Below are 7,588 nucleotides of genomic sequence, written 5' to 3' on the forward strand. Positions count from 1 at the left end.
GCGCACTCGACGGGGCCACCGAGCAGCGGATCCTGGCATTGCTCCGTGAAAGGGCGCACTCCGGCGCCGGAGTGCTGCTCGTCACGCACAGCCCCGAAGTCGTCAGGATCGCCGACCGCGTCCTCACGCTGCGCGACGGAAGGAGCGGGCCGTGAGCCGGCCGGACGCCGTGACCGGGCCCGGCGTCCTCGTCCGCTGCCGGGGCGCGGCCCGCACCTACGGCGACGGACCCGCGGCGGTCGTCGCGGTCCACGGCGCCACCTGCGAGGTCCGTACCGGGGACCGCATCGCGATCACCGGGCCCTCGGGCTCCGGGAAATCCACCCTGCTGCACCTGATGGCCGGCCTCGAAACACCCACCGCCGGCCGGGTCGTCTGGCCCGCTCTGGCCCGCGGACCGGTACCGGACCAGGTGGGGGTCGTCTTCCAGGGGCCCAGCCTGATCCCCGCGCTGGACGTCGTGGAGAACACGGCGCTGCCGCTGGTCCTCGCCGGCCGCCCGGAGGAGCCGGCCCGGCGGCGCGCCCTGGACTGCCTGGCCCTGGTCGGCGCCACCGGGCTCGCGGACAAGCTGCCGGAGGAACTGTCGGGGGGCCAGGCCCAGCGGGTGGCCGTGGCCCGGGTGCTGGCGGCGGCGCCCCTGCTGATCCTCGCGGACGAACCCACGGGGCAACTCGACCGCAGGACCGGCCGGCACGTCGTCGACGTGCTGCTGGCCAGCGCCGACACGCTCGGCGCCGCCCTCGTCGTCACCACCCACGACCCCGCCGTCGCCCGCCGGCTGCCGCAGCGGTGGACCATGCACGACGGCCGCCTGCGGACCGGACCCCGGCCGCCCCGGGACATGCCGGCGGCGGCCCCCGAAAGGACCGTGCCGTGATCATCTCGTGGATCTGGGGACTGCTGCGGCACCGGAGCGGACGCCTCGCCGCCACTGCCGCGGGCATCGCCCTCGCCGTCGCCCTCGTCGCCGCCCTGGGCTCGTTCCTCACCGCCTCGAAGTCCACGATGACGGCCCGCGCGGTGCGTTCCGTGACCGTCGCCTGGCAGGCCGAGGTGCAACCGGGCGCCGACACGGGCGCCGTCCTCGCCGCCGCCCGTGCCGCCGACGGCGTACGCGCCGCCGAACCCGTCGGCTTCGCCCGCAGCACCGGCTTCCAGGCCACCGGGGCGGGCAGCACCCAGAGCACCGGACCGGGCGTCGTCCTGGGTCTCCCCGACTCCTACGGGCGCACCTTCCCGGGCGCCGTCCGCCCGTTGACCGGCGCCGCCACCGGGGTGCTCCTCGCCCAGCAGACCGCGGCCAACCTGCACGCGGCTCCCGGGGACACCGTCACCATCGCCCTGCCCGGCGCCGGCCCCGCCCCCGTCACCGTCGCGGGGGTCGTCGACCTTCCGCAGGCCGACTCGCTCTTCCAGAAGGTCGGCGCCCCGCCCCGGTCCCAGCCCGCCGCCCCGCCCGACAACGTCATCCTGGTGCCGCAGTCCCTGTTCACGCGCCTGACCGCAGCGGAAACCACCGCGGACCCCGCCGCCGTGACCACCCAGATCCACATCGCCCGTGACGCGCCCCTGCCCGCCGACCCCGCGGCCGCCTACACGGCCGTCACCGCCGCCGCCCGCAACCTGGAGGCCCGCACCTCCGGCGGAGCCGTCGTCGGCGACAACCTCGGCGCCGCGCTCGACGCCGCCCGCAAGGACGCCCTCTATGCCCAGGTGCTCTTCCTGTTCCTCGGCGTCCCCGGCGCGGTACTCGCCGCCCTGCTGACCGCCGCGGTGGCAGGGGCGGGCGCCGACCGCAGGCGCCGGGAACAGGCCCTCCTGCGCACCCGCGGACTACGGCCCCGTCAGGTGGCCGCCCTGGCCGGTGCGGAAGCCGCCGTGGTCGGCGTCGCAGGGGGCCTGCTCGGGGTGGGCATCGCCGCACTGGCCGGCCGGGCCGCCTTCGGCACCGCCTCGTTCGGTGCGAGCACGGCCTCCACGGTGGCCTGGTCCGCGTTCTCCCTGGTCCTGGGGCTCGCCGTGGCCGGGGCGGCGGTCCTGCTGCCCGCCCTGCGCGACCTGCGCACGGGTACGGTCGTCGGGGCCCGCCGCGAGGTCGGCCGTGCCCGGGCGCCCCGGTGGATGCGCCACGGCCTGGACTTCGTCCTCCTCGCCGTCTCCCTGCTGGTGTTCAGGGCCGCGAGCGGCAACCAGTACGCCCTCGTACTGGCCCCGGAGGGAGTGCCGAGCATCTCGGTGTCCTACTGGGCCTTCCTGGGGCCGGCCCTGTTGTGGCTCGGCGCCGCGCTGCTGCTGTGGCGCCTCGCGTACCTGGCTCTGGCCCACGGCAGGCGGCTCCTGGGCCGTCTCGCCCGGCCCCTGACCGGCGCGCTCGCCGGCACCACCGCGGCCGGCATGTCGCGCAGGCGCCGGCCGCTGGCCCGCGCGATCGTCCTGCTGGCGCTGGCCCTGTCCTTCGCCGCCTCCACAGCCGTCTTCAACGCCACCTACCGGCGGCAGGCGGAGGTCGACGCCCGTCTGACCAACGGCGCCGACGTCACAGTGACCCAGTCTCCGGGGGCCGGCGTCGGACCCGGCGCGGCCGCCGCCCTGCGGGTGGCCGGCGTACGGCACGTGGAACCCCTCCAGCACCGCTTCGCGTACGTCGGGGCCGACCTCCAGGACCTGTACGGCGTCCGGCCCGCCACCGTCGCCGCCGCCACTTCCCTCCAGGACGCCTACTTCTCCGGCGGCACCGCGCGCGCCCTGATGGCCCGTCTCGCCGCCCGCCCCGACGCCCTCCTGGTCAGCGAGGAGACCGTCAAGGACTTCCGGCTGGCCCCGGGCGACACGGTGAACCTGCGACTCCGGGACGGCCGCACCCATGCCCTGCGCACGGTTCCCTTCCACTACGCCGGCATCGTCAAGGAGTTCCCGACCGCCCCCAAGGACAGCTTCCTGGTCGCCAACGCCGACTACGTGGCCCGCAGCACGGGCAACGACGCGGTCGGCGCCTTCCTCGTCGACACCGGTGGCGCGCACCAGAGCGGCATCGCCGCAGCGCTCCGCCGGAAGCTGGGCACCACCGCCACGGTCACGGACCTCACCCGGACCCGGACCACCGTCGGCTCCAGCCTCACCGCCGTGGACCTGGCCGGACTCACCCGCATCGAACTCGGCTTCGCCGTCCTCCTGGCGGCGGCGTCCGGCGGAATCGTCCTCGCCCTCGGCCTGGCGGAACGACGGCGCACCTTCGCCCTCGCCACCGTCCTCGGCGCCACCGGGCACCAGCTGCGCGGACTCGTCCTCACCGAGGCGGCGGTGCTGACGGCCGGAGGGCTCGTCGGCGGCGCCCTCATCGGCTGGTCCCTGTCGCGGATGCTGGTCACGGTCCTCACCGGCGTGTTCGACCCGCCGCCCGCCGCCATGGCCGTCCCGTGGGGCTATCTCACCCTCACCGTCGCCGCCACCGTCGCGGCCCTGGCCGCAGCCGCCCTCAACGCCGCCCGGCGCTCTTCCCGCCCACCCGTCGAGGAACTGCGCGAACTGTGAGCCGTACCCCTACCCTGCTGACCATGCCCGCGCCCCAGGACCGCAGCCCGGCCCCCCTCCTCCTGGTCATCGAGGACGACGACACCATCGGACGGCACCTCGACACCGGACTGCGCAGCCACGGATACGACACCACCTGGCGGCGCACCGGCGGTGACGGTCTCGCCGCCGCCGACGCAGCTCCGCCGGACGTGGTCCTGCTCGACCTCGGGCTGCCCGACGTCGACGGCATCGACGTCGCCCGCGAACTGCGCAGCCGCCACCCGGACGTGCTGCTCGTCATCCTGACCGCCCGCACCGACGAGATCGACGTCATCGCCGGGCTCGACGCCGGTGCGGACGACTACCTCGTCAAGCCGTTCACCTTGTCCGTACTGCTGGCCCGGCTCCGTGCCCACCTGCGTCGCCTTCCGGCCGCGGCCGGCCACGGCGACCGGGAGACCATGTACCAGGCCGGCGCGTTCGCGCTGGACACCCGGGCCCGCAGATGCCTGCTGGGTGACGTCGAAGTCGTCCTGCGCCCGAAGGAGTTCGACCTGCTCGCGGTCCTCGCCCGGCACATCGGGGCCGCCGTGTCGCGCGAAGACCTCATGGCGCAGGTGTGGGACGAGAACTGGTTCGGGCCGACCAAGACCCTGGACGTCACCCTCGCCTCGCTGCGCCGCCGTCTCGCGCAGGCCGGCGCCGAGGCGCGGCCGCCCGTGGAACCGCCCGGCATCACCACCCTGCGCGGCTACGGGTACCGCCTCGAAGCGGACGGGGGGTGACCGTGGTCGACCCGGCCGGCGCGGCGCCCCGCGGTCCCGCCGGGCCGCTCACGCGCTCATGCGTCGCCGCTGTCGGACCGTGCCCGCAGCGGTGGGGCCTTCGCGTCGTCGCGCTGTACGAGGCGGAAGGCGTTGGGCCTGGGCGATGCCTGCCCGGGCCGTCGTGGCCGGTAGGTGGCCGGCACGAACTTCTTCGACCTCCGGGGTCGTGCCCGCCGCGCCGCCTCCACCAGCGCGGCCAGCAGCGGGTGGGCGTCGGACAGCCGTCGGAAGCTCCTGTGCGCAAAGCCCGCCACCGCCAAGGCCTCCGGCCAGGTCGCCCCCCGGCTGAGAGCCAGCACGACCACACGGACCATCGCGGGTGTCGTCGAACCGCCCGCTTCGAGTCCGTGGGCAGCGGCCAGCGCGGCGGCGGCTTCCAGGGCCGCGGCGAAGGCCGGATCACCGGCCAGCCAGCCCTGCAGCACCCGGTCCGGTACACCCGCCCACACCGCGGCGGCCTCGGGGCCGAGGCCCCGGGCCGTGGCCTGGAGGACGTCGGCCATCCGCGACACCGTCTCGTCACGCTCGCACGGCAGGCCTCCCAGGGACGACTCCAACGCGCGCTCGACCCGGTCGCGCGCGCCGAGCCACTCCACCACGCGGCCCGCCTCGGCAGCCCTTTCCCGCGCCGCCCCGCCATCGCTCGCCTGCACCTCGTGCACCGCCCCTCCCCCGGCTCCCCCGTGACTCCTACTCCGCGGCCGGCTCGGCGGCCGGCTTCGGCCGGGCGGCGGACCCGCTCCGTTCGGGGGCGAGGAAGAACGCCATGACCGGAACCAGGTAGAGGCCCCAGACGACCGCCTGGAGCACCGTGGGGTCGGGCTGGAAGTTGAAGACGCCCTTGAGGAGGGTCCCGTACCAGGAGTCCGGCGGGAGCGTGGTGCTGATGTCGAAGGCGAGGCTGTGCAGGCCCGGCAGGAGGGCGGCTTCCTGGAGGTCGTGGATGCCGTACGCGAGGACGCCCGCGGCGACGATGACGAGCATGACGCCCGTCCAGCGGAAGAACTTGGCCAGGTTGATGCGCAGGGCCCCCTTGTAGAAGAGCCAGCCCAGGACGACGGACGTGGCGAGGCCCATGAGGGCGCCGATGAGGGGCCGGACGCCGTCGCCGGTGGCCTGGACCGCGGTCCAGATGAAGAGGGAGGTTTCCAGGCCTTCGCGGCCGACCGCGAAGAAGGAGGTGATCACGAGGGCGCCGGTGCCGACCGCGAGGGCGGCGTCGAGCTTGTCCTGGAGTTCGCTCTTGAGGTGCCTGGCGGTGCGTCGCATCCAGAAGACCATCCAGGTGACCAGGGCGACGGACAGCACGGACAGACTGCCGCCGAGGGCTTCCTTGGCCTGGAACGTCAGCGTCGAGGAACCGAACTGGAGCAGGGCGCCGAAGGCCAGGCTGAGGGCGACCGCGATGCCGACGCCGGCCCACAGGGGCGGCAGCTGACGGCTGTTGCCGGTCTTGACGAGGTAGGCGACGAGGATGCAGACGACGAGACTCGCTTCGAGGCCTTCGCGCAGTCCGATCAGGAAGTTGCCGAACATGAGGGGCGGTGTCCTTCCGGGCTACTTGGCGACGGCGGCGGCGAGCTTGGACAGCGGCTCGGCGAGCGCGTTGACGCCGTCGGAGAGTTCCTTGCGCTGCGGCTCGGTGACCTGGTCGTACGGAAGGTACTCGTAGCCGCCGTCACCGTTGCGGTACTTGTCCAGCAGGACGGTGAGGGCGGCGAACTGGGAGTCGAGTTGCCGGGCGAGTTCGGCGTCCTTCTCGGCGGCCACGGGCTTGAGCAGTTCGTAGGACTTCCGAGCTCCTTCGAGGTTGCCCTTGAAGTCGACGAGGTCGGTGTGGGAGTAGCGGTCCTCCTCACCGGTGATCTTGTTGCGGGCGACCTCGTCGAGGAGTTCCTTGGCGCCGTTCGCCATGGCGGTGGGGGTGATCTCGGCAGTGCCGACCCGCTTCACCCAGTCGTCAAGGTCGGTCATGAGCCGGCCGGCGAGTTCCTTCTCCGGGTCGCCGATCTTGGCGTCCTGCCACAGGGCCTTCTCCAGGCGGTGCCAGCCGGTCCAGTCCTTCGCCGGGTCCTGGCCGGCCTCCAGGCCGTCCTCGCGGACGTCGACCTTCGGGTCGATGTCGCCGAAGGACTCGGCGACCGGCTCGGTGCGCTCCCAGCCGATGCGGGACACGGCGTACGCCTTCTTGGCGGCGTCGATGTCGCCGGCCTTGACCGCGTCCGCGAAGGCCTGGGCCTTGGGGAGGGTCTCGTCGGCCTGCTCCTGCACGTACTTGCGGTACGCGGCGACCGCGGCGTCCAGCTCCGGGCTGCGCTTCTCGGCGGCGGCGCCGCCCGTGGCCTTGATCTTCTGGCGGATGCCGTCGCCCTTCATGCCGGGCTTGCAGGCGATCTCGTAGTCGCCGGCCTTGATCTCGGCGGTGATGGAGGCCTTGGTGCCGGGGCCGATGTTCTCGCGCTCGGCGACGATGCGGTCGTCCGGGAACAGGACGTAGACCTCGGTGACCTTGGAGCCCTTGTTCTCGACGTCGATGGTGACCTTGCCGGCCGGGAACTCCGTCTTGGAGACCTCGCAGGCGCTGTCGGAGGCAGCCACCTTGATGGCCCCGTCGCCGGCGCCGCCCTTCTCGGCGCAGCCGGTGACGGCGGTGAGCGCGGCCACGGCGGCGGCCGCAGTGAGGACGGTGAGGCGGGCGGGACGCATGGGCGGGCTCCTGGCTGTCTGGCGTTCGGCAGACGGCCGCCCCGATCAGGAGGGCGGCCGGTGAGGCGGACCTAACTTAACCGAGGCTTACCTGACCCATACCCGCGCGTCCAGTGATTCAGCCCACACATACGACCGACGGACACGGGGTCGTCACGGCACCCTCAGGGCCGCCCCAAGGAAAGGTCAAGCGGAGGTCAAGTCGATGTGACCGGTCCGTAGGGCGGAAGGGCCGTCGTCCCGTACGGGGACCACAAACGGAACCCCGGTGCGCGGATGCGGCAGCACCTCGACGGGCTGCCGGTGGACCCGGCTCGGCAGCTCGCCCCCGAACACCTCGGCCGGTGGTCCGTCGGCCGTGATCCGTCCGTCGTGCAGGACGGCGGCCCGGTCGGCGTACGCCGCGGCCAGTCCCGGGTCGTGCGGGACGACCGCCACCGCGTCCCCGGCCGAGGCCCGCTCCCGGCAGGTCCGGCAGCACCAGCTCCTGGTGGCGCAGGTCCAGGGCCGCGATGGGGGGGTGGGGGGTCAGCGCGCGC

The 7,588-nt window shown here is 74.1% G+C and carries 6 protein-coding genes and 1 pseudogene; 3 read left to right on the top strand and 4 right to left on the bottom strand.

Annotation, left to right across the window (positions count from 1 at the left end; translation table 11 throughout):
- The first annotated feature begins 151 nt into the window (after positions 1-151).
- Genes ACFXA3_RS28600 through ACFXA3_RS28610 form a run of 3 tightly spaced genes read left to right on the top strand, consistent with a single transcriptional unit; the run spans position 152 to position 4,301 of the window.
- Positions 152-880 carry an ABC transporter ATP-binding protein gene (locus ACFXA3_RS28600; protein WP_385191378.1) on the top strand — a complete coding sequence of 243 codons (729 nt, stop codon included), beginning with the start codon at positions 152-154 and terminating at the stop codon, positions 878-880.
- The gene (locus tag ACFXA3_RS28605; RefSeq protein ID WP_385191380.1) at positions 877-3,534 is read left to right on the top strand and encodes an ABC transporter permease; all 2,658 of its coding nucleotides are present in this window, start codon (positions 877-879) and stop codon (positions 3,532-3,534) included. Before ACFXA3_RS28600 ends, ACFXA3_RS28605 begins: the two co-directional genes overlap by 4 nt.
- Positions 3,535-3,557: 23 nt before the next feature.
- Entirely contained in the window at positions 3,558-4,301 is a 744-nt protein-coding gene (locus tag ACFXA3_RS28610) for a response regulator transcription factor (RefSeq protein ID WP_385191385.1), read from the top strand.
- A 56-nt stretch (positions 4,302-4,357) separates the two neighbouring features.
- Here the strand turns inward: ACFXA3_RS28610 and ACFXA3_RS28615 are convergent, their stop codons facing one another.
- The 4 genes and pseudogenes from ACFXA3_RS28615 to ACFXA3_RS28630 form a co-directional block, all read right to left on the bottom strand.
- A complete protein-coding gene (locus tag ACFXA3_RS28615; RefSeq protein WP_385191381.1) occupies positions 4,358-5,005 on the bottom strand; it encodes a hypothetical protein in 648 nt (215 codons plus the stop codon).
- 28 nt (positions 5,006-5,033) lie between these two features.
- Positions 5,034-5,879, bottom strand: a complete 846-nt coding sequence (gene efeU, locus ACFXA3_RS28620; protein WP_385191382.1) for an iron uptake transporter permease EfeU — start codon at positions 5,877-5,879, stop codon at positions 5,034-5,036.
- A 21-nt stretch (positions 5,880-5,900) separates the two neighbouring features.
- Positions 5,901-7,049: an iron uptake system protein EfeO gene (efeO, locus tag ACFXA3_RS28625; RefSeq protein ID WP_385191383.1), complete on the bottom strand. Its 1,149-nt coding sequence runs from the start codon at positions 7,047-7,049 to the stop codon at positions 5,901-5,903.
- 186 nt (positions 7,050-7,235) lie between these two features.
- Positions 7,236-7,588, bottom strand: a pseudogene (locus ACFXA3_RS28630) (hypothetical protein); the annotation flags it as partial.

The organism is Streptomyces sp. NPDC059456, from assembly GCF_042750055.1.
Classification (GTDB): Bacteria; Actinomycetota; Actinomycetes; order Streptomycetales; family Streptomycetaceae; genus Streptomyces.